Raw genomic sequence first — 21,399 nt, 5'->3', positions numbered from 1 at the left:
GCGCCGATGAATAACAACTCCCTCGGCTTATGCTGTCTGTAATTACTTCACTCGTTGACGGCGGCTTATTTTTCGATTGGCTTGTCGTTGCTGCCTTGCCTGTAACGTGTGATCAGGTTGTGACGTTTTGGCCGCACCAGACACTGCTGCAGCAAGGGACTCGGGCGAGGGATAGGCGAATAAATCTGTGACTGAAATATTCATCCCTTTTTTATGCAGTGCCCCATGTAACTGAATAAGCTGTAATGAGCTGGCACCGGCATCGAAGAAGTTGTCTTTTTCTCCTATGGGGGTGCTTAGGAGCTGGTTAAATGTTTCGCGTATTTGGTTGACGGTAGCTGGGTCGCAATGAGTTCCTCCCGCCCACATTGGACTGAATGCCGGCGGAGTCGGCTCTGGGGCAAAACGGGTTAGGTTCTTGTCTGCCACAATCAGTTGTTCCACTGGCATTTGCCAGCATTCTGGATTAGCTGCCAGCGTTTTTAGTAGCTGGATATATTGTCCGAACATCTGATCCAATAGTGGTTGTGGCAGCAGTGTTTCAACGGCATCCCAGTTTAAGCAGAGATAGCCAGATGACTCGTAGACTTGATGGTCTAACCAAACCTGTGGCGTTTGCGAAATGCCCCAAGCGGGTTTAAACCAAGCTGAATCGGCAATAAAATCGCCGTCGGAAGTGCCGAGCGCACTGGTGAAGACCACGGGCATTGACGTGTTTGCTATGTTTTGTTGACGCGCCAGTTCGCGCATGACCCAAACCGCAGAGACGTCACGGTGTTTTAAGTCTTGCACCAGCTGCCCTTGTAGACGCTTAAGGCTAGATAACCAGCTGTTTTCCGGGTGCCAAGCGAGCAGGAGCAAAGTGGTAAAATCCCCCATTACCTGATTGATCTGCGGGTGTATCTCTTGTCTATCGAATAAGGTGAGGTTGAGGGTCAGCGATTGCTTGTCACTCCATGCTGACAGCGTGGAGGCATACGCGCACATCAATATAGCCGAGGGAGTGATCTGATGCCTCGCAGCCATCTCTTTGAGCGCGCGCCACAGTGTTGGTGACAATGTGTCTGCCGAACGGATGAATTTCGGCTTGCTCAATTCAGCCGGGTCTGACTGGATGGGGAGATTGGGCGCTGGTGGTAGCGTGGCCAGCTGGTTTTTCCAATATGTTTTCCCCTCTTTTTGCGCGTGTTTATTTGAGTGTTCATGGTCTTTTTGGTGCTTGATATAATCCCTGAAGCTGATGTCCAACTCAGGAAGTTGTGCCAGCGGGTCTTGATAGAAGGTTTCCAGCTCAGACAAGAAAATTTGCATGCTGAGTCCGTCGAGCATCATATTGTCCAAGCTGACAAACAAGCGGGTCTCATGGGCCGTATCTTTAATGGCTTCGATACTGAATAGCGGCCAGTAGGCCGGGTTTTTAACCTGATGCGAGAGTTCGTTGCGAATGTCATCGGCTTTTGCACAATCGAGATCATCAAACATATGACAACGAAGCGAGAATGAGGGCACATCTCTCAGCACCTGTTGTTGATGGTTACGAACCACGGCTCTTAGCATATCATGACGTTCAATCAGCTTATCCATTGCTTGATTGAAACGGTGCACATCGAGCCCTTGCACGCGAAACTCAATAAAAAATTGAGAGCTGGTTTCACCCAGAGCAAAACCTTTTTGGCGTCCAATCCAATAGGCTTGTTGAACCTCGGTCAATGGAAATGGCAGGTAGCGATCTTTTGATCGTGCGATGAGCGCCTTGTTATCAAGCTGATGGCTAGGATCTGCAGGCTTAAGGGTGGCGGCAAATTCGCCCAATGTTGTCTTGGTGAATAACTCAGTCAGGTCGCCTTGAAATCCTACTTTTTGTAGCTCGCCAATGCAGCGTGTTGCCAGCAGACTATCGCCTCCTAATAGGAAAAAATCACTGTTTTTGTCCAGCGCGGCTTGATTGAATAATGACTGCCATACTTGCCCCAATATGGTCTCTTTTTCGGATAACAGCGGCTGAGCTTCGGGTGGGGTGATTGAAGAGCCTGTATTGTGTTCGCTGAGGCATTTTCGATTGACTTTTCCATTGGGGGTTAGCGGTAACGCGTCCATGAAGGTAAAGCGTTTGGGGAGCATATACGCGGGCAAGAGTTCACTGAGTCTAGTCAGTAACTTGCGGGTATCTGGCTTCATCAGTGCATTGTTGTTCTTTAGTACGTATAACGCGTGATTGCCGACAATATCCTGATGCTCGAGGCTAAATCCCGCTTGTTCAAATGAAGCTTCAAGTATGGCACCTGCTAGTCGCTGTGGTTGCACCGCCTCCAGTACTTGTGCGCTTATCAAAGCGCCTTCACCGAACTCTGTCACTTCAAACACCAGCATCATGCCGCCGGGAGCAAGCAAGGTTTTAACGTCATTGAGATAGTCGATAGGATCTTGTTGGCGGTGGAGTACATTGTTCAGCAGTAGTACATCTGCTTTGTTAGCCATCATTGCTGTTATGGCAGCACCATCATGCCGAGCTTTAGCATGTGTCAGTCGCTTAAGGCGTGAGCTGGCTTGGTGGGTCATCGACAAGGATGGATCCACAGCGTGATATTGAATTTTATCGGGTCCTAACAAGGTGGCGAATTGACTTGCCAGTAAGCCGCTGCGTGATTCGGTTTCAACCACAGTGATCGGTTTCCCCAGTTTGGCAGACAGCCTGGAAACCGCGCCTATGGTCTTAGCAATAAGCATTTGCAGAGTGGGGGAGCCCATGAGTAATGATTCTGGTGATAGGGGACTGTCGAGCAGCGCATACGCTGGGGTTTTGCCCGTTATTATCTGCCTAAAAAGCTGGTTTAATTTAACTAAGTTAGTAGGTGAATGGTCTAGTAACCAAGAGCGATTGGGTACTTCTGGGGCTAACTGATAGGTCGGATAACGACCATTTTCGTGTTTATCTGCCAGGTTATGTTGGCAAAGAAGTGCTAACCATTTCTCGAATAACTCAGTGTATCGTTCAATGACGCCGTAACTTTGGAGCCATTCCTTTAGCGATTTCGGCGTGAGACTGTCGGCCACACAAGTAGACAAATGCTGGTGCAAGAAACCTCCGACATCGGCGTCTTGCTCAGCGGCTTTTGCGTCCACACCTTGTCGGAATAGTGTTTGGTAGTTATTGGGCAGAGACGGGTGGGGCTCTACAATTGAAAGTAACTCTACTCCTTCCGTTACCACGAAGCCTTCCAGTTGTTTATCTTTGCTGGCTGCCTGACTAAGTGCAAGCACCATACCTTGGCTAATACCGTCGAGGCGGTTGAGTGCAGCATCTATTTCGCCCAGTTCTATGCGGTAGCCGCCCACTTTTACCTGGTTGTCTTTACGCCCTAAAAACTCCAACGTCCCGTCTGGCCAGTAACAGCCGGTATCTCCGGTGCGATACCAACGCTGAGGCGCGCCTGTCTCAGGGCAAACCCGTTCGATGAACTGCTGTGACGTACGTTGGTTGTCGTTCCAGTAGCCTTGAGCCACTCCGGATCCGCCAATCCATAACTCTCCTTGAACCCAGTCTGGACAGTCCCGACCCGTATCATCGACCACTCTAAATGCCTGATTTTTTAGCGGGTAGCCATAAGGTACTGAGCGCCAGTGGGGATCGGTTTCATCCACAAGGTATTCATTCGACCATATGGCGGCTTCGGTTGCACCACCCATGGCGCTGAAGGTGCCCTCAGGTTGAAAATGACGGTACCGTTCTGGTAGTGATAGATCGATCCAATCGCCAGATAACATCACAGTCCTAAGCAAAGACGGGGAGTTGAACTTCATTCCTTCGCAGAATGTGAGGAACATGTTGAATAGGGCTGGGACTGTGTTCCATAACGTGATCTGGTGTTCCGACACTAGGCTATCCCATGTCATTGGATCGCGAAGTTGGTTTTCTTGTGGCAAGACCAAGGCGCCACCTGCTGCCAGCACACCAAAAATGTCGTAGACAGAGAGGTCAAAATGCAAAGCAGAAAGTGCGAGGACACGGTCGTTTGGGGAGACCTTGTGGCGATCATTGATGTCCACACACGTATTGAGTGCCGATTGGTGGGAGATCATCACTCCCTTGGGTGTACCAGTTGAGCCTGACGTATAGATTATATATGCCGTATCTTCTGGCCTGCGTAGGGGGGCTGACAATGGCAGAGTAGCTCCTTTTGCATCCTGCCAGTTGATGTGGATTGAGTCTGTCCACTCAAATTGAATTATTGCGGTTTTACAGCGTAAGACAATACGGATGTTGGCATTGGCGACAATGCTTTTCCTGCGGCTGATGGGTTGATTTGGGGCAATAGGAACATACACACCACCGGCATAAAGAATGGCAAGTACTGCGACGATTTGTCCCGTGCCTTTTTCCATGCTGACAGCGACATGATCGCCACTTTGCATGTTTGCCTCTACCAGTAAATGGGCCAACTTTCTGGCTTTTATGGTGAGCGCATCATAACTCAGTTGCTCGCCAGAGCTGATGACCGCAATGCGGGACGGGTGTAAGCTTGCTTGCTCAAATATGCGGTCGTGAAGTAGCCCCGGTGGTAATTCACCCTGAAGCTGATTCAGTTTACTGCGTATGCTTCTTTGTGTTTTAGGCTGTAAATCAGGGAGCGGAGCATGCCAATGTTGATTTCCCTCCAGTAGGTGTTCTATCAGTTGAACGAAAGTATGAAACATGGTCTCCATAAGACCGTCAGGGAACAACTCATCAATGCCATCCCATTGCAGAATGATCCCATCACCCTGTTTAAAGGCGACAAAGTCCAGCCATACCTGAGGTGTTTGGGATATGCCCCAGCCCGGCTCACCGAGAGGTCCATCGGTGTCGTCACCAAATAGGGACTTGTTGAGGTTGCTGGTAAATACAATGGGCGCACCATGGGGATGAGTGCCGTTCTTCTTCAAATCGCGAAGCACCTCGACCCCGGATATCATGCGGTGCTCATAAAGTTCCGCAAACCGGTGTTGGTGAGCTTTGATGAGGTCGATAACGTTGGCGCCGTTAATTTCGCTATCCAATAGCAAAATATTGGTGAAGTCTGCCAGCATGGTATTGACGTGATCATTGAATGGGTGGCAATCAAATAGTGTTAAGTTCAGCAATAGCTTGCTCTGCCCGCTCCAACGAGACATCACAGCGGAGTAAAGCGTGGCGAGCACCATGGTTGGTGTGACCTGATTGCATGACGCCAGTGCTTGAAGCTGTTGCCATTGAGTCTGGTGTAATGGGTGCCTGCGGCGGCTAAATCGTGGTTTGTTAACGTGCGCAGGCTCTTTAGCCAGAGGTAAATTTGGGGCGGCTGGTAAGGTTTCCCATTGTGATTGCCAAAAGCGGGCTGATCGTCTTTTTTGTGTTGCAAATTCGGTGGATTCTTGATGCAGGTAGCTGCGAAAATCGTAATCTGGAGATCGGTGTTGCAGCGGTTCACCTTTCAGTAAAGCTGATAGCTCGTTGAAGAATAGGCTAAAGCTTGATGCGTCCATAACCAAAAGATCGATGCTGACATGCACGCGGGACTTGTGCTCATGCAGCAGCGAAATATGAATGTCGATGGTTTGACCGTTTTGCACATCCAGTACTCGGTGACTTAGCCGATCACGGATGGACTTCATTTCACATTCAGCGCCACTTTCAGACAAGGCGGTGAAATCGTGTCGCGTTACCTGATATGTGCCAATAGGCGCTACCCAGCGTTGCATCCCGTTATCTTGGAATGCGACACTGAGCATGGGGTGGCGGTTAATCAGTGTATTAACCGCGGTTTCAAGCCGTTTGGGGTCAAGTGAATAGGCGTTAAACTCTTGATACAGATGGCAGCTGTTTCCGCCTAAAGGTTGGCTTTCGTCGCGGCCAATGTAATACGCAAGCTGTACTGATGTCATCGGGAAGGGGCTGCCATCGGTCATGATGGGACATGGTGTCTTTTCCGGCTTGACGGTATTGCCTTTGGGACTGGCTCCTTGTTTTATCTCTACCAGAGTTTGGATCTCCGCGAGAGTAGGGTGCTCGTACATCTCTTTTAATGTGATGTTGCATCCAGCCCGACGAAATTGGTTAACCATGCGCATGAGAAACATCGAATCGAGTCCAATTTCAAACAGGTTGTCGGTGTCACTGAGTGCATTACTGGAGATGGCAAATGAGTGGTAAATTGCCTCCCTAAATTTAGAGACTATTGTTTTCGAATCTGACATATCGGCATCTTACCTTGGCAAATTTTAGGTAAAAGAAGCCCAGCCGTTGACGTGTGCAACAGCTTAGACTGAGTAATTAACTGGGTTGCCCATGAAAATGTGGGCTTTAGAATTTACTTATTTTTTTTCTTGGGCATTGAAAATGCTCATATTAAAAGATCGTTGATCGCGGGTACGAGGGGATTGATGTAATGTAAGCGCCGCCAAACACGTCGCTATGATGGCCATGGTGTAATGGACCTCGTATCCAAAGTTGGCAATAATCCAGCCGCACAATACGGCCATTACGATGGCCACTATCATGTCCATGGACTGGAAACAGGAGAAATCAACACCAGCTTGCTTGCCGTAGGACCATTCCATCATCAGCGTATACAAGGCAACAAACTTGGCCGCAAAGATGACGCCATTCATGACAAAAAGGACCTCCAGTCCATATGATAAGTGGATTAACTCGGCGGAGTAGAAAAAGAATCCAGTATAGGCAATCATTTCTGCTAATAAGCAGTAAGTCACCATCTTGATTGCGCTGATATGTTTAATTATCCATCCGCTGAAGACTATCCCGACAAATCCAGTGATGGCGCCACCGCCAGCGGTGAGTAACCCCAGATTTTCCAGATTAATGCCTCTGTCGTACAGGAAAGGCATCATCATAGATAACACGCCGCGCGTCCCCAATTGGCACAGGGCTATCAGTAGTAAACCTTGTCTTATTTTGGGGTTTAAAAAAGCACTTTTAAGAGAGGGTATATGGCCATCACTTACGCCAGATTGTGTCGTGTTTTTGCTGAGCAACTTTAAAGTAGGCAATGACATGATCACCACGAGTCCCATCAGAACAAATATGGCGATTTGCCAACTCATGGTTCCTGTTAGGTAGATGAACACCCCCCCTCCAAAAATGGCACCCAAATAGGCGCCCCCCACTTGCATGACGTTACCGACTCTTCTTTGTGACTTGAGCAACTGATCCACAGCCAGTCCATCGGTGCTGATATCAGCAAAGGTCGATAGCAGTGCTAGTACTAGCACGCAGGCAAAAATTAGCGTGATCTGGTGCAGGGCAGAAGTGAGTGCCAAGATCCCAAGTACGACAAGCATCATCACTTGAGCAAACAGGATGAGGTAACCGTGATTTTTGAGTGTGCGACCTTGCTTCCTCAATGACTCTATATAGGGTGACCAAAGAAACTTCAATGCCCACGGCAGCATGGCGATATAAAAAAGACCAATTTGGGAGGTAGAAAGACCTTCTGATCGCAGTACTGCAGGGAGGCCCTGCAGTGTGAACATACCGATCAAGCTTTGGATGGTATAAACCCCTGCCATCACGCTTAGCAGTGATGTGAGTCCGAAGCCCGGAGCATTGCGGATAGTGGACTCCATCAGGTTACCACTCCATCTTCACGTTCAGGCCCACTTCTCTGTCGGTGCCATAGTTACTTAACGCTGGTCCACCCATAGAGAAGGAGTAGGTTTTGTATTCTACATCCGTTAGATTATTGCTGAACAAACGGAAGGAGAGCTTGTCGTTGAACGCGTAATTAACGGCGAAGTCTACCAAGGTGTAGCCTGACTGGGACGAGGTGTTTCGCTCGTCGAAGAACAAGCTTGAAGTGTAACGTGCGTTGGTTATCAGCGACACTTCTCCATCAAGCAATGATTGTGGCAAGAAGTACTCAATACCTGCGATTGCTGTCGTATCAGGCGCATATGGCAGTGTGTTGCCTTGAAGACCTGCATTACCTGACTCAAATGTCGACTTTCCTTGTGTGCCTCCCAGTGTCAGTGTCAGGTCTGTGGTTGGGTAGAAAGCCAGCTCAAGCTCTAGTCCATGGCTCTTAGCCTCACCCAAGTTGTTAAGTATTTGACTGCCTGGTACACCGGTATAAAGTTGAATATCTTTGGTTTCGATCCAATAAAGTGCACCGCTCACAACGAGGGTATTTTCGACCAAAGAAGTACGCCAACCTAGCTCTCCATTCAGTGATTTTTCAGCATCATAGCCGTCTTTATCACCATAACTTCGAGGGACGGGGCTGAATCCTCCTGGGCGGTAACCACTGGTTAAAGAAGCGAATACTCTGGAGTCTTCATTTACTTGCCAACCAATGGCGACTTTTGGAGAAAGCATACTTTCAGATTTCTCTTCATTGTAGCCAGCAATCATCCATAAAGGATTACCATCAAAGTCAGAGCTGGTAGATAAATGAGAAGCGCGTAGGCCAAGGGTCAAATCCAGTGTGTCAGTTACCCCGTAAGTGGTTTGACCGAACATTGCGTAAGTATCGCTCTTGATCGTGTTTTTGGCGCCAGATTCAGTACCTACATCTAACTGACGGCTTTCAAAGTAGCCGCCGAACAATGCTGACAGTGATTCATTAAAGCGGGTATTCACCAGTAGCTCTTGACTCAATGTGTTTTGATCTTCTTCCCAATCCCCTCCAATAAATTGACGATCGACATCTCGATTTTGGTATGCTGTAATACTGGTGAGTGTCACGTTGCCTAGGTCATAGCCAATGTTAACTGAATAGGTATTTACTTGACGTTTTAGCTCAGGAATAGTCTGGCTAGTTTTTTTGTTATCGAATTCAGTCTGAGTGAGGTACCACTCTTCATTACTGTCCAAGTCATCTGCCGAAACAGAGAGAGTCATGCTCAGAGGTGAATCTTCCGCTATGAAGTGAAGGCGAGCAACGCCACTGAGCTCTTTGGTTTCGTTTGCTTTTTCTGTGTTGGTTGGAACATGGGTGATATTGCCTTCATCGGTTAAAGAGCGGATAACCAAATCTGCATAAGTGGAGTCGCTGAGTGCAATTGCTGCCGATCCGTTAAGCTGACGACTCTGGTTGCTGTAAGTCACACCTGCGGACGCTTTGGCTTGGTCGGTTGCTTTTTTAGTGATAATGCTAATAATACCACCTTGTGCATTACCGCCGTACAAGGTTCCCTGTGGGCCTCTGAGTAATTCAACCTGCTCAACATTTTGTAGTTGTTGTGTGAGGAAGGCACTGTCTTGCAAAATGCCATCGACATAGATGCTAACCGTCGGAGAATAGTAGTCCGGTGAACTCATTCCACGAATAGTGGTGTTGGCGTAGGTTCTGTTACCACGAGTTTGGATCACTAAACCTGGGAATACTTTCTCCAGATCTTTAACCGCAAAGATGCCGGCTTTTTCAAGTTCTTCGCCTGTTTTAACGCTAACCGAATTGTCCACGTGCCCCAATGGCACATCTTGCTTGGTGGACTGAATGATAATTACTTCATGATCGCTATCTTCTGCAAGCGTACAGTCACTTATTGTTGCCAAAGTCATTCCCAAGGCGATTGGGGTGAGGTATTTCCTGTACATCTTATGTCTATCCTTTCATTTAATAACGCTGAGCATATAATGCAAATTTGGGCGGGTATTCGCTAACTCAAAAAGGTGAAAAAAAAGCGAGAACCGACGTTTTAACCGTATGGTCTTATAAAGCGTAAAGGTAAATAATTGGCGACGTTCTAAAGGTGGGCTTATGTGTATATTGGTGTGTCCACGGTATAACTTAACCAGTAACAGATCGCCTGAGAATGATTAAGCCCTACACGGCAGTCATGTTGGTGTTGTGGTTATCAGTAACATGTCAGGGTAGGGCGTGCTGATTTTGGTTTGAAGATAGATAACCAGAAGGTTTGCATCCTAATTCTTTTTTGAATGCGGCAGCAAAATGACCAGGGTTTGAGTAACCGACTTCCTGAGCCACATGACAGATAGGGAATGCTCCGACCGATAGAAGTTCGACCGCTTTGGTCATTCTTTGTTGGATAACGTACTGATGAATAGTGGTATTGAACTCTTTTCTGAACCATTGTTTTAAAGAGGTTTCATTGGTGCCTACCCGACGTGATAACTGGGTTATTGTGGGTGGCAACATAAACTCTTTGTCTAAGATCGCGATTGCTTTTTCTAGACCCTCACTGCTGTCAATTCGGTGACTTCTTCCATTGTTTTCAAGCAAGTAGCGGGTAACATCGCTGATGAACGAATAAGAGAGGTGTTGATGTATTGAAGCGTTAGACTGGCTCATTGGCTCTGATAGCTTTGACGCGATACGACACAATGGTGCATTGGCGGGCTTCATTATAATAAAGGGTTCTCGACGTTCCAGTCGTCGCTTGGTTTTTTCTCCAATCTGCATAATGTCGATGTATTCTAGCAATAGACTTCTTGGGATCTGCAAAGCAAAAAGCAAACTAGCTTGAGGTTGGTATCTGCACAAGCCTGTCCGGGTATTTGAATAACACAATGCGATAGAATGGCTTGGGAAAATTTTTGGCGAATTTAAACTGTCAATCTGGTAATAAACAGCATTGCCCAAATTGAGCATGATGGTAATCGCGTCGTACTCGGTTTTGTCTGGGGTATCCAGTTGTGTCGGGGCGTAAAAGTTTCCTTTAAATAGGCTAAGAGTGACTTCTTTGTTAAGCCTATTGCACCGTAAAGAAAATTCGCAATTGGTATGTTCGAACACCATATTTCCGTTGGTTTGAATGGACTCTTCCATTAAATCCAAATTAAAGGGGAGTGTATAGTAAGCCATATTTTTACTTGTCGCTACAGATCGGAATGAGAAACATTATCATTAGTGATTGTGTGAGTCTATCATTACCTAAGCGAAAACGGCTGGGTTGGTCAATAAGTGAATCTTGGGTGGGAGAGGATAACCTGAGTTTTCCCTTATCTTTTTTTGTTAGTTAAATGCGATTGCGCAGCGGAGGTTTTATCATGGCAGGGGGCACTGCCATGTGAAATCGTAATGGTGCGCTAGGCAATATATCAACCTGCTGCTAGCCTAACTAAGAGAGGTGGCGATTTTTTCGGTATTGAAAAGGGGGTTGTCCAAAGTGTTGTTTAAACAGTTTAGTGAAATGCGACGGGCTGGAATACCCAACGTTGAAGACAATATCGATGATAGGATGCTCTGTGGATGCCAGTTCCTTTGCCGCTACTTCCATGCGTATTTGCTGAAGAATTTTGGAGAAGGTGTTGTTGAACAATAATTTGAAACCTCGTTTGAAGCTGGTTTCATTGGTCCCTACTGCGTTGCATAGTTGTTTGATGCTCCAGTTTTCACCTGGCGTCGATGTGATCAAACTGTGAGCTTTACGGATCTTATTTAGCGTGTGATTAGACAGACAAGAATATTTATCCTGTTTCTTGTTGGTCATGATCATCTCTAGCTGGTTGAGCACCTTCGATAAGCATTGGTAAGCTTGTGACACGACAAATAGGTTACCCGTTGAATCCGCTGCATTCTCGGCACTTTCGCTGGTCAGTTGGTTGATGAATTGTTGAATTTGAATGCTGGTATCGAAAACGAATGGACGATTTTCGGTGTGTGGGTTAATGCCGTTATCCTCAAATTTATCACTCATCTGTTGATAAATTGACATCAGGTATTGGCAGTCAAACCGAATGTCAATGATCTCTACGTTGCTTTCAACTTCACTGATGAACACATCATTGAATGTGTTAGCAGAGAATATCAGCACGCTTTTTCCTTTCTGCAATAATAGTGGATCGTCAGTGCCTTTGTTCCACCGAATGTTTTTGCCTTTGACGACAATAAGGAGCCGGAGAGCCACATTTTTCTCTTCAGAACTGGCTCGATATGACGTACAGCCACCGTAGCCGGAAAGCGTGTGTATTTGGCACCCCAAACAGCCACCAAATGATTGACAGTTTGGTGTTTCCAGATTGTCATGGTCGGTGTAGTGATTTGCTATTGGGATACAATTTGAGCTGGTTTTGGTGTAAACGTTGTTCATATTAGTTACCGTTTAATACTTCTTGGTCAGCTAGTACGCCAATATTTCATTGGCATGAATGGACACGCGCTGCACGAAATGATCTGTAGTGATCTCTGGTATCTCATCTCGCTACTCCATTGACAGAGCCATTTTCATAGCAGAAACCAGAACGCTATTCTGTTGAGCATCTCATTTTATGTCTACTCGAATTGGTAGTAATTTAAGGGAATAATCAACTCGAATTGAGCAAAAGACTCAGTGCCAAAATGGCTATCTAAGTTCGATCCCGGTGCTGAACTTAGGCAGAACCGCTAAATATATGTGTTGTCCTAACGATGCCCTTTTTGATTTAACTTTCCTTGTAAGCCATCACCATGGCGAAGCCGAGTGGTAACTTGGCAGCGGCTTCACTGAAGAGTCACTCATGATGGTCTATAAAGTCTGCATGGGGACGATTTGTAAAGTTCATAGGAATGAATTGCCAACACATCTGGATTAGATGAAAATGATTATCATTACCTTTGGTTGAATGCGGTAGCAGTTGTTATTGGGACTTTGGTGTAAAAATAGATGAATATTGTGAATTGGCCATCAAACCTTCAATTTAGCTATCTAGGTGTGAGGTATAAACCAGAATATGAACAACTGATGCTCAATGAAGGTGTCACGCTGCCACCCTCATTAGCGCGAGCCATGCCAAAGCGTCGTTGTGAGTTTTTGGCAGGTAGAGTTTGTGCCAAACGTGTACTGACAAAATTACATATCAATACATCAGAGACCATCAAAATTGGTGCTGGTCATCAGCCCCTTTGGCCTGCAGGAGTCTCTGGGTCAATTTCGCACTGTGATGGTCATGCAGTTGCAGTGGTAGTCTGGCAGGAGAAAAATGTGATGGGGGTTGGTATTGATATTGAAAATATCGTTTCCTCAGAGTTGGCTCAAAGCATACATGAACAGATTATCTCTGAAACAGAGCGGGGTTATTCAAGACTGTTTACTGATTTTCAATTGTTTTTGACCTTGATATTTTCTGCAAAAGAATCCATTTATAAAGCAATTTACCCATTTATTCATCAAATTTTGGATTTCAATTCTGTGAGCCTTATTAATGTAGACTTGAACAGATGTGAACTTTTTTTTACTTATAATACTTATCTTCAATCCGTGTTTGGCAGGACAGAAGCTTTGGTGGTTAGATATCAAATCAATGATGGTTGTTTGCTGACTTGGTGTAGTGTTTCCCAAAAGAATCTATTTTAAACGGGATGAGTTCATATATGTGGGGAATGTCATCATGGTTCCTGAGTATCATTGTCCCCAGCGCTCAGAAGCGCTTCATAAGGGTATCCTTACCTAAAGGCCTGCTTCTCGCTCGCTTGAAGCTTTACTTCACTCACATATACCCCGTTGGAAATTGATAGATAGCCATGAAGATGCGACCGTTAAATACACTTCCAAATATAAATGAAGCTGGGCGACAACATAGATAAAAATGTAACCAGCTTCGTTCTCAAGCTGCCTCCACCTTGTTAGAATGCACCAACTAACGCATTCACCTCAATTTTTGGAATGAAAATGAAGATCCTTGCCGATGAAAACATGCCTTATGTACAAGAATTATTTGGGGATCTAGGGACGATTGAAACCGTTAATGGCAGGGAGCTGACGTCTGAGCAGGTTAAAGATGCCGATGTGCTCTTGGTGCGCTCAGTGACTCAAGTCAATGAGTCCTTGCTTGGGTTGAACTGTAAATTGAAGTTTGTCGGCAGTGCCACTATCGGTACCGATCATATCGATACCGATTATCTCGCCAGCCGTGACATTCCCTTCAGTAATGCGCCAGGTTGTAATGCTACGGCGGTAGGGGAGTTTGCTTTCATTGCTATGCTGGAACTCATTAATCGTTTTGGCGGTAAGCTTAGAGACAAGACTGTGGGGATAGTGGGGGCGGGTAATACGGGCTCGGCGGTGGCTAAGTGTCTAGAGGCTTATGATGTGACGGTTCTGCTTCACGACCCTGTTATTCAAGGTAGCGATCCCCGTGACTTTATCCCCTTAGATGAACTGATAGCTCGCTGTGATGTGATAAGTCTGCATGTGCCTATCACTAAGACGGGTGAACATAAAACCTGGTACTTGTTCGATGAAGTTAGGCTCAACAGCTTACAGCAAGGTACCTGGCTGCTGAATTGTTGCCGTGGTGAGGTGATAGATAACCGTGCGCTTATCAAAATTAAGCAAGTAAGGCCGGATATCAAGGTGGTACTCGATGTGTGGGAAGGGGAGCCTAATCCGATGCATGAACTTATTCCTTTGGTCGAATTGGCGACGCCTCACATCGCGGGTTACAGTTTGGAAGGTAAGGCTCGCGGCACTTATATGCTGTATCAAAAGTTGATGCAGATATTGGGCAAAGATGCCGATAAGTCCATGAAATCTTTACTACCAGCATTGTGGAGTGCTCAATTGGATATCGAATCGATACCCAGCGAAAAATCCTTGTTACAACTCACACGTTTTATCTATGATCTGCGCGATGACGATGAATTATTCAGAAAAACCATCCTTGATAATTCATCAAAAAATGCCCAAGTTAATTACGATAATAACAATGGCTTTGACCTTATGAGAAAAAATCACAAGCATAGGCGTGAATTTAGTGCCTTAAGGCTAGTAAACACTGGGCAATCTGATGTAAATTGGTTGTCCAATTTAGGTTTTTCAGGAGTCGGACAGTAATTATGTCGCAAGAATTCAATGTTGTCGTATTAGGTGCATCGGGCGCAGTGGGTCAAACCATGATTGAGATCCTCGAAGAGCGCAATTTCCCCATCGCGAATTTATTTCCTCTAGCCAGTAGTCGTAGTGCTGGTGGTACGGTCAGCTTCCACGGTAAACAGGTAGAAATTCTTGACGTAGACACCTTCGATTGGTCTCAGGCGCAGATTGGTTTCTTCTCTGCTGGTGGTGATGTTTCTGAGAAGTGGGCGCCGATCGCTGCTGAAAGTGGCTGTGTTGTCATCGATAACACCTCTCATTTCAGATACGATAGTGATATACCTTTGGTTATTCCTGAGGTTAACCCAGAGGCGATTGCCGACTTCCGTAACCGTAATATCATAGCTAACCCAAACTGTTCGACGATTCAGATGTTGGTTGCCCTTAAACCTATCTATGATGCATTCGGTATCTCACGTATCAATGTCGCCACCTATCAGTCGGTATCGGGTTCTGGCAAAGTGGCAATTGAAGAGCTTGCTGGCCAATGTGCTAAATTACTTCAGGGACTTCCAGCAGAACCTAAGGTTTACCCGAAACAGATCGCTTTCAATGTGTTACCGCAAATTGATAAGTTTATGGAAAACGGTTACACCAAGGAAGAAATGAAGATGGTCTGGGAAACCCAGAAGATCTTCGGTGATGACAATATAGTCGTCAACCCAACTGCGGTTCGAGTACCGGTATTTTACGGCCACTCGGAAGCGATACACCTGGAGACTATTCAACCAGTCGAAGCCGAAGATGTTAAAGCTGTGTTGCTTGAGGCTCAAGGGATTGAATTATTTGAATCCAATGAAGAGTACCCAACAGCAGTGACAGAATCTGCTGGCACAGATCCCGTTTATGTGGGACGTGTGCGTAAAGACATCTCTCATTCACACGGCATAAACCTTTGGGTTGTCTCTGATAATATTAGAAAAGGTGCAGCACTCAACAGTGTTCAAATAGCCGAGGTGTTGATTCGAGATTATTACTAATTTCGAATTTTATAATAGGCTAAATGCCTAATTTGATGAAAAAGTCTGCAATATGCAGGCTTTTTTTGTTTTAGCACTTGTTTTTGAATTGTGAACAGTAGCAGACCTGGGATTTCTGGTTTATAGTAATCTCAATAAATACAATTGCCTAAAGCTTCGCTGCTGGAATTGCAGCACAACTGCGCTTGAAAGGGAAAATTGATGAACTTTCGCACTCCGTATCTTGTCGGTCTGATGGCCTCAGCTCTACTCGTTTTTACTGTAAGTCCCTTCGTCCAAACGGCTTTTGCCGCGGAGCCGTTGAAGATCACTGGCCCCGATGGTGAGGTGAGGCAAACTAACCGTCAATATGGCCCGACTCAATCTTCCGATACTTTCTGGAGCATAGCTCAAAAGGTACGCCCTGATAACAGTGTCAGCATCTATCAGGTCATGGCGGCTATCTATGATGCTAACCCTCATGCCTTTTCTAATGCCAACTTTAATAGTTTAGAAAAAGGCATGATACTGCTCATTCCGTCAAAAGACTTGATGCTCGCCATACCAAAGAGCATGGCTAAAGCGCGGGCCGAGAGAGATGATAAAGGCTGGAGGACAGCGACTCAGCCTAAAGTTGTCCAAGCAAGGCAAGCAGCTGAAGCCACCACTAGCACGCCAGCCAGACCTGTCACTCTGCCTATTACTCCTGCCGATACGAGTGTGGCTCAGAAACCAGCAGCAAGCGCAGGGGTGGCCGAGGTAACCGCTAAGCTCGAAGCGGCAGAAGCTAAAAACTTACAACTTACAGATGAGCTAGGCAGGGCCCAGGATCAGTTAGATTTAGGTAATTCTGATACCGAGACATTGAAGAGTAAAATTGCCGAACTCAATGAGCAAGTTGCGATATTGGAAGAGCAACTTCAGATCAGTATGCAGCAAGGTGCTAGCCTCACTGAAGAGGTTGAGTCCCTACAAGAACAGATTAATGCCTTGCAGACAGTTGTGCCTGAGGAGGATACAGATCAGTGGCGTAATCTGATGAGTAATCCTTTGATGTTAATCGCGGCTATCTCCATTCCTGCATTATTGGTACTCGTTTTATTGTGGTTCTTCCTGAGGCGTCGCCGCGATGAAGGGACTGATAAAGAAGAGCTGGTTGATAAAGAAGTGGAAGTGACTCCAGCACCTGATCCAAGTGCAGGTGCTGAGGCTGAAACCGCAGAGGCCTCGGCGGGTGAAGACCTCGAAGCCATGGCTGTTCACTTAGATACCGAAGAAGAAGACTCAATCGATTCACTCATGAACATAGATACGGCTGAATTACAGCCTGAAGTGGATATGAGTAGTGACGACGAACAAGTGGATCTGGCTTCGGATATGTTTGTTGATCCGGGTGAAACTCCAAGTGAGGAGGAGCCTGTCGAAGAAGAAGGGCAGTCTTTGGATGACCTTTGGGCTGAGGCGATGGGGGAGCAAGATGAAGAGGAGGCTAAAGCGGGTGAAGACGATTTAGATTCTTTGCTAGCAGGTTTCGATGAGGAGCCAACTAAGGATGAGACGCCTGATGAAGTGGCCTCTATCGAAGACATACCTGTTGAAACTGACTCTGTAGAAGAAGCCTCTGCAGAAGAAAGCAGCCCCGTTGAGTCAAGCAGTGAAATCGTTTCTGAAGATGACTTAGATTCGCTTTTAGCAGGTTTCGATGAGCCAGACGATGCATCGAAAACCCAGCTAGAAACTGACACTCAGAGTGATATTGTCGCCGAAGATGATTTAGATTCGCTTTTAGCAGGTTTCGATGAGCCAGACGATGCATCGAAAACCCAAGTAGAGACTGAAGCCGAAACTGACACTCAGAGTGATATTGTCGCCGAAGATGATTTAGATTCGCTTTTAGCGGGATTCGATGAGCCAGCCGATGTATCGAGTATTCAGGTAGAGACTGATGCTGAAAATGAAACTCAGAGTGATGTCGTCGCCGAAGATGATTTAGACTCGCTCTTAGCGGGATTCGATGAACCAGCCGATGCGCCAAGGGATGATGTCGAAGCAGATCTATCAGAAGAAATTGCTGCAGAATTAGAGCAAGATGTCACTATGACCGCCGAAGAAGATACACCCGGTGAAGAGCTTGTCGACAAAGACAATAGTGAAAAAGAGGCTGAAGAAGATTTAGATGCTTTACTGGCGGGGTTCGATGCGCCTGCAGAGGATGCCGAAACAACCGATCTTAGTGATGCTATTTCTGCCGAGCTCGAGGGTGAAGTGGACACGAATCAAGATGATAATGTAGAAGATCTAGATGCTCTGTTGGCTGGCTTTGATGAAGAAGATAATGATGCACGAATAGAAGACTCTTCAATAAAAGATACTTCAATAGAAAATACTCAAGCAGAAGCCGTACCAGCAGAAGAAACCCCTTCAGCAATAACTGCAAAGCCTGAAGCGGATTTGACCGATGCCATTTCAGCCGAGCTCGAAGGGGAAGTCGAGACGACTGCAGATAGTGAAGATGATCTCGATTCATTACTTGCCGAATTCGATATTGCCGATACTGGTATCGCTGAACAGCTAGATAAGCCTGAATCCCAGGACGACAATTTGCTCGCTTCGGCTTCTGAGCCAAGCTTAGAGCGTGAACCTAGTGGCGATGATGCGTTGGATTCTTTGTTAGCCGATCTTGAAGCTGTTGATCCTAAAACTGCCAAAGACCCTGTGGCTACCAAAGCAGTTGGCGGTATGTTCTCCGATCTAAAAGGCGGCAAGAAGTCTGATGATAACAGCCTAGATTGGGAGCCGAGTGCCGATGTGCAAGAATCTGTTATTGAACTAGCGAGCAATGATGAGCTGTTAAGTCCATCATTGGATGCAGAGGAAGAACCTGTTGAGAGTGAATTACCTTCGAAGCTGGCTGACAAAGAAAAGCTAACCGTCGATGAGGCGTTAGCCGCACTGGATGCTGAAGAGTTAGCCAAGTCTCCGGCTGTAGCAGTGCCGGAGCACGATCTTACTAACTTCCAGAAGGACAATGGTTTTATCGATATCGATCGTCTGCTCAATGAGGCCGATGAAGAGGTGGTGGACACAGATCAATACAAAGAGCTAGATGTCGATATGGGCGAATTAGACAGCCTGATGGGTAACGCTGCCATGGTGGATGTCGATGATGAAGAGAATTCGGTTAATGCCAAGTTAGATCTCGCCCGAGCCTATATAGAGATTGATGATAACGACAGTGCTAAAGCCTTGCTTAAAGAGGTGCAGATAGATGGAAATGACAGGCAGAAGGAAGAAGCCGAGGGTTTAATCAAATCCTTAGATTAAATTTTTCTCATTTCTAAAAATAACGGTGCATCAAGCGCCGTTTTTCTTATCTGTAATTCAAGTGTGTGCTAAAATCCGCGCCCAAATAGGTCAAACAACTTCTCTGGGTTTTCTGGGTAACCAACTAACCCCCATGATTGATAAAATGTGTGGCGATAGAGACAAGTGCAAAGAGGGTGTATGCGAGTAGCGTTAGGTATCGAATATGATGGCAGCAAGTATTATGGCTGGCAGCGTCAGCTCGAAGTCGACACAGTTCAGGCTCAACTAGAGCGAGCACTGTCAAAAGTAGCCAATCAGCCCATTACCGTTCACTGCGCCGGAAGAACCGATGCTGGGGTTCATGGTACGGGGCAAGTGGTACATTTCGAGACTACTGCCATTCGTAAAGAGAGTGCCTGGACTTTAGGCGTTAACGTCAACTTACCCGATGATATCGCGGTGAAATGGGTGAAGCTAGTCGATGAAGATTTTCATGCTCGTTTCTCAGCGACGGCCAGACGTTATCGTTATATTATCTATAACTATCATTTGAGGCCTGGGATCTTACGTTCGGGAGTGAGCCATTACCGAGGTCAACTCGACGAGAAGAAGATGCATCATGCGGCCCAGTATTTTGTCGGTGAACATGACTTTACCAGTTTTAGAGCGCTTCATTGCCAGTCTAAGACCCCATTTCGCCATGTTCATGAGGTTAATGTAACGCGCCAGGGCATGTATCTATGTGTGGATATCAAGGCTAATGCTTTTTTACACCATATGGTGCGAAACATCGTGGGTTCATTGATTGAGATTGGTCAGGGTCATCAGAGTGAAGATTGGATTGTCGACCTGTTGGCACTCAAAGATAGAAGTAAGGCGGCCCCTACCGCTAAGCCTAATGGGCTATATATGGTCGATGTGACTTATCCGGATAAATATGAATTACCAAAGTTAGCACTTGGTCCGCTGTTTATGTTGGATTGATGGAATTGCTAGGTATCTCTTATTGGCACCACTTTGTGGTGGAACTTTTTAATTAATTATCAAGAGCTGAATAACCATGTTTAACGCTCCCGCTCAAGATGCCAGTTTAGATATCTGGTTAGATTACTTACTTGCCATACACCCAACTGAGATAGATATGGGACTTGGGCGAGTAGCCGATGTGGCCGAGCGACTCGGACTTAGGGATCTCGGTGCCACTAAGGTTGTCACGGTTGCCGGAACCAATGGTAAGGGAACTACCTGCGCCATGGTGGAGCAGGTGCTGCTCCTGGCGGGAGAAAGCGTCGGCGTTTATAGCTCGCCCCATATGCTCAAATATAATGAGCGGGTTCGCATCAATGGTAAAGATGTCGATGACGAGCTTTTCATTCAAGCCTTCGACGCTATCAACCAGGCCCGTGGAGATATCTCCCTGAGCTACTTCGAGTTTGCGACATTGGCAGGTTTATATATCTTCAAAGCAGCCAAGCTAGATACCGTGTTATTGGAAGTTGGGCTCGGCGGCCGATTGGATGCTATCAATATTATCGATGCCGACATTGCCGTTATCACCTCAATCGATCTCGATCATCAAGAGTATCTTGGCGATACCCGTGAGTCTGTCGGCATGGAGAAAGCGGGTATCCTTCGCGCCAATAAACCCGTGATAATCGGTGAGCCTGATTTACCTGCATGTGTGGTCGAATATGCTCATGATTTAGGTGCAGTCATTCATCGTGTGGGTCATGAGTTTAGCTATAGCAGTGAGGTCACTTTTTGGAAGTTCAGCGGCCTGCAAACCATGAGTGATATTCCAATGCCTTCGCTGCCATTGCCTAATGCGGCAACTGCACTCGCCTTACTTGAGCTGGGCTGGCCTCAGCTCAGTGATGATATTGTTCGTAAAGGCATACAAGAAGCTAGGCTCACAGGCAGACTCGAAGTGGTCAGTGAACAGCCTCTGGTTCTGCTCGATGTGGCCCATAATCCTCATGCCGCACGTTATCTTGCTAAGCAGCTTGAAAAGCATCAGCCTAAACGGTTATTTGCCTTGTGTGGCATGTTAAAAGATAAAGACTGCCGTCAAGTTATCGAGATTCTGGCATCTCAGGTCGATGTGTGGGCGTTTACTAGTTTGCAAACTGAGCGTAGCGCCACTGGAGAGGCCCTCGAAAAGATACTTATGGAACAGGTTCAGCCTATGGCCGATGCTAAGCATTTCGATTCAGTAGAGTCTGCTTGGCGCGCAATAGCTGCAGAAATATCCCAAGGAGATGTAGTAATTGTATTTGGCTCCTTTTACACTGTGGCAGAGTTTAAAAATATCGAACTGGGTGGTCGTGATTAATCATGGATACAA

Annotated in this window: 11 protein-coding genes; 6 read left to right on the top strand and 5 right to left on the bottom strand. The window is 46.4% G+C overall.

The annotated features are described in order from the left end of the window. Positions 1-42 precede the first annotated feature (42 nt). From sps_RS08650 to sps_RS08630, 5 genes are all read right to left on the bottom strand, one after another. Positions 43-6,213 (bottom strand): non-ribosomal peptide synthetase, encoded by a 6,171-nt coding sequence (locus tag sps_RS08650; RefSeq protein WP_077752162.1) that lies wholly within the window; start codon positions 6,211-6,213, stop codon positions 43-45. A 117-nt stretch (positions 6,214-6,330) separates the two neighbouring features. Next, the gene (locus sps_RS08645; protein WP_149027248.1) at positions 6,331-7,602 is read right to left on the bottom strand and encodes an MFS transporter; all 1,272 of its coding nucleotides are present in this window, start codon (positions 7,600-7,602) and stop codon (positions 6,331-6,333) included. Positions 7,603-7,606: 4 nt separating this feature from the next. Further along, positions 7,607-9,574 (bottom strand): TonB-dependent receptor, encoded by a 1,968-nt coding sequence (locus sps_RS08640; protein WP_149027247.1) that lies wholly within the window; start codon positions 9,572-9,574, stop codon positions 7,607-7,609. Positions 9,575-9,845: 271 nt separating this feature from the next. Then, on the bottom strand, positions 9,846-10,802 hold the full coding sequence (locus sps_RS08635) for a helix-turn-helix transcriptional regulator (protein ID WP_077752161.1): 957 nt from the start codon (positions 10,800-10,802) through the stop codon (positions 9,846-9,848). 256 nt (positions 10,803-11,058) lie between these two features. Continuing rightward, positions 11,059-12,030 (bottom strand): helix-turn-helix transcriptional regulator, encoded by a 972-nt coding sequence (locus tag sps_RS08630; RefSeq protein ID WP_077752160.1) that lies wholly within the window; start codon positions 12,028-12,030, stop codon positions 11,059-11,061. A 552-nt stretch (positions 12,031-12,582) separates the two neighbouring features. Here sps_RS08630 and sps_RS08625 point away from each other — a divergent pair. The 6 genes from sps_RS08625 (at position 12,583) to folC (ending at position 21,387) form a co-directional block, all read left to right on the top strand. Then, on the top strand, positions 12,583-13,272 hold the full coding sequence (locus sps_RS08625) for a 4'-phosphopantetheinyl transferase family protein (protein WP_077752159.1): 690 nt from the start codon (positions 12,583-12,585) through the stop codon (positions 13,270-13,272). Positions 13,273-13,587: 315 nt separating this feature from the next. Then, positions 13,588-14,751 (top strand): 4-phosphoerythronate dehydrogenase, encoded by a 1,164-nt coding sequence (locus sps_RS08620; RefSeq protein ID WP_077752158.1) that lies wholly within the window; start codon positions 13,588-13,590, stop codon positions 14,749-14,751. Positions 14,752-14,753: 2 nt separating this feature from the next. Next, positions 14,754-15,770, top strand: coding sequence for an aspartate-semialdehyde dehydrogenase (locus sps_RS08615; RefSeq protein ID WP_077752157.1), 1,017 nt, complete (start codon positions 14,754-14,756; stop codon positions 15,768-15,770). 201 nt (positions 15,771-15,971) lie between these two features. Beyond that, on the top strand, positions 15,972-19,073 hold the full coding sequence (locus tag sps_RS08610) for a FimV/HubP family polar landmark protein (RefSeq protein ID WP_077752156.1): 3,102 nt from the start codon (positions 15,972-15,974) through the stop codon (positions 19,071-19,073). Between the two features lie 180 nt (positions 19,074-19,253). Beyond that, on the top strand, positions 19,254-20,039 hold the full coding sequence (gene truA, locus sps_RS08605; RefSeq protein WP_077752155.1) for a tRNA pseudouridine(38-40) synthase TruA: 786 nt from the start codon (positions 19,254-19,256) through the stop codon (positions 20,037-20,039). A 76-nt stretch (positions 20,040-20,115) separates the two neighbouring features. Beyond that, on the top strand, positions 20,116-21,387 hold the full coding sequence (gene folC, locus sps_RS08600) for a bifunctional tetrahydrofolate synthase/dihydrofolate synthase (RefSeq protein ID WP_077752154.1): 1,272 nt from the start codon (positions 20,116-20,118) through the stop codon (positions 21,385-21,387). Positions 21,388-21,399 lie beyond the last annotated feature (12 nt).

The sequence above is a fragment of the Shewanella psychrophila genome (genome assembly GCF_002005305.1).
Lineage (GTDB): Bacteria > Pseudomonadota > Gammaproteobacteria > Enterobacterales > Shewanellaceae > Shewanella > Shewanella psychrophila.
This window is presented reverse-complemented; position numbering and strand designations above follow the sequence as displayed.

Coding starts and splice junctions, on each gene's coding strand:
- folC (WP_077752154.1), top strand. CDS start 20,116: ATGTTTAACGCTCCCGCTCAAGATGCCAGTTTAGATATCTGGTTAGAT.
- sps_RS08635 (WP_077752161.1), bottom strand. CDS start 10,802: ATGGCTTACTATACACTCCCCTTTAATTTGGATTTAATGGAAGAGTCC.
- sps_RS08640 (WP_149027247.1), bottom strand. CDS start 9,574: ATGTACAGGAAATACCTCACCCCAATCGCCTTGGGAATGACTTTGGCA.
- sps_RS08630 (WP_077752160.1), bottom strand. CDS start 12,030: ATGAACAACGTTTACACCAAAACCAGCTCAAATTGTATCCCAATAGCA.
- sps_RS08615 (WP_077752157.1), top strand. CDS start 14,754: ATGTCGCAAGAATTCAATGTTGTCGTATTAGGTGCATCGGGCGCAGTG.
- sps_RS08645 (WP_149027248.1), bottom strand. CDS start 7,602: ATGGAGTCCACTATCCGCAATGCTCCGGGCTTCGGACTCACATCACTG.
- truA (WP_077752155.1), top strand. CDS start 19,254: ATGCGAGTAGCGTTAGGTATCGAATATGATGGCAGCAAGTATTATGGC.
- sps_RS08650 (WP_077752162.1), bottom strand. CDS start 6,213: ATGTCAGATTCGAAAACAATAGTCTCTAAATTTAGGGAGGCAATTTAC.
- sps_RS08625 (WP_077752159.1), top strand. CDS start 12,583: ATGAATATTGTGAATTGGCCATCAAACCTTCAATTTAGCTATCTAGGT.
- sps_RS08610 (WP_077752156.1), top strand. CDS start 15,972: ATGAACTTTCGCACTCCGTATCTTGTCGGTCTGATGGCCTCAGCTCTA.
- sps_RS08620 (WP_077752158.1), top strand. CDS start 13,588: ATGAAGATCCTTGCCGATGAAAACATGCCTTATGTACAAGAATTATTT.